At 62.4% G+C, this 1,761-nt stretch carries 2 protein-coding genes; both read right to left on the bottom strand.

Translation table 11 applies throughout. The annotated features are described in order from the left end of the window. Positions 1 to 59: 59 nt before the first annotated feature. Positions 60 to 782, bottom strand: coding sequence for a reverse transcriptase domain-containing protein (locus EET13_RS29130; protein WP_244604185.1), 723 nt, complete (start codon positions 780 to 782; stop codon positions 60 to 62). 686 nt (positions 783 to 1,468) lie between these two features. Continuing rightward, the coding region (locus tag EET13_RS29125) for a WS/DGAT domain-containing protein (RefSeq protein ID WP_122445488.1) at positions 1,469 to 1,761 on the bottom strand (293 nt) is incomplete at its 5' end.

The following is a 1,761-nucleotide window of genomic DNA, read 5'->3' as shown; positions in this document are numbered from 1 at the left end:
CTGCCGTTACCAGCAACGCACGTCGGGGCGAGGACCGATCCGCGGACACCGATCGGGGACTACACCATCGACATAATCGAACCTCCCTCGGTGCATCCACTCACAAACGTGCGACCTCGCGTCGCACCACCGCCTTGCGGGGTGCCGGTCACCTCGCGCCGCACCACACCGTCCTGCATCACTCCCGCGCGCAGCATCGCACGCAGAAGTTTGAGCACGGCCTGGTCGCAGACGCGTTCCCCAACTGCCTGCATCAACTTGTCATGCGGAAACGCCGAAAAGCAGTTCGCGATGTCCGTCTCAACCACCCACCGGCGGCCCCGCCACGCCTCATCGACGAGGACTTGGAGCCCATCGTGCGCCGACCGCTTGGGCCGGAACCCGAACGAGCACGGCATAAAGTCGGCTTCGAAGATCGGCTCGAGCACGATCTTGCACGCCATCTGCACAATCCGGTCCCGAACGGCGGGAATCGATAACGGGCGCTGTTCGGTCGTGCCCGGCTTCGGGATGAATACCCGACGCGACGGCAACGGCCGATACCGCCCTTCCCGCAATTCGGCAGCCAACTCGTTTAACAACCGGGTAACCCCGTACTGATCGACGTCGGCCAAGGTGGTCTTGTCAATGCCCGGCGCACCGCCGTTGCGATGCACCCCAACCCACGCACGCCACAGAACGCCTCTGCGAAAGACCTTGTCCCATAACGCATGAAACCGTCGCTCAGGATCGGCCTTGGCCGCCCGGTAAAGCGCGTGCTGTAAGGCACGAACCGGATCCACAGGTGCGGACCCCGCAGCGGCGGGACTAGTCAAAACGGCACTTACCGGGCACCTCCACTACACGCAATACGCATCGACGAAGCAGCGGTCCTTCCCTCACCGACGGTTGTGTTGTCCGCTCGGCTCAACCAGTACTACGACCGCCTCCGACACCCTTCCAGCCGACAACTCACTTCCCAGGTTCACTGGTTATAGAGCGCCGCTCTCCAACAACACATTTCGCAGGTTGCCGGGCCGGGGAGGGCCTCACCAGTTCCCGCCGCCACTATCTGAACGTTCCGAGCCCCATACGCCGGGGAGTTCTTCAGCGCCTGCACATCCAGGTTTTCAGCGCCTTCCATGGCCTTCGCCCTGATAACGGGGGCTCGGCACTCCCTGCACCCGCCCGAATGGACGGACCTCTAACGACGCCGCAGGCTTCGCGTCATGGTAAGGACCGCTCAGTCGCTCCCCCTGAAAGGGCTTTCGACACTGGGATTCGACCTGATCAGTTTCCAAACCAAGCCGCCAGTCTGCTACCGGGCCTCCTGACAGCTACCCGGACCGGACTCACACCGGCAAGCGACGACGAGCTTACGCCAAAAGATCACCTACACAAGGTCACCTCCAGTCTGCTGGTCGCGCGCAAAATCGAGGCTAGCCAGCGACACCAAACGACACCCCAGGATCCGCCGCGAGCCGCCTGATCAGATCCCAACGCCCAGAGCAGTTTCCAGTTCGGTCAGACACTGTTCGGTCAGCGGGATCAACATCTCGATATCGGGGACGATGTCGCGGCCCGCGACGTAGCCGAACCCGATTTGGTCGGCATAGGAACACGTCGTCACGTTGAGCGCCTGACCGTCATAGACCGTGGAGACCGGATATATCTCATCGACATGCGCGCCGTTCCAATATCTTTCGGCACGGGGGCCCGGCACGTGCGAAATCGGAACGTTGTAGCCGGTGCGGATCTTCGGCGAAAACGGCAATAGCGGTG

Origin of the sequence: Mycobacterium attenuatum, from assembly GCF_900566085.1 — a bacterium.
In the GTDB taxonomy this organism is placed as follows: domain Bacteria; phylum Actinomycetota; class Actinomycetes; order Mycobacteriales; family Mycobacteriaceae; genus Mycobacterium; species Mycobacterium attenuatum.
The sequence above is the reverse complement of the archived record's forward strand: the minus strand, read 5'-3'. Positions and strand labels throughout refer to the sequence as shown.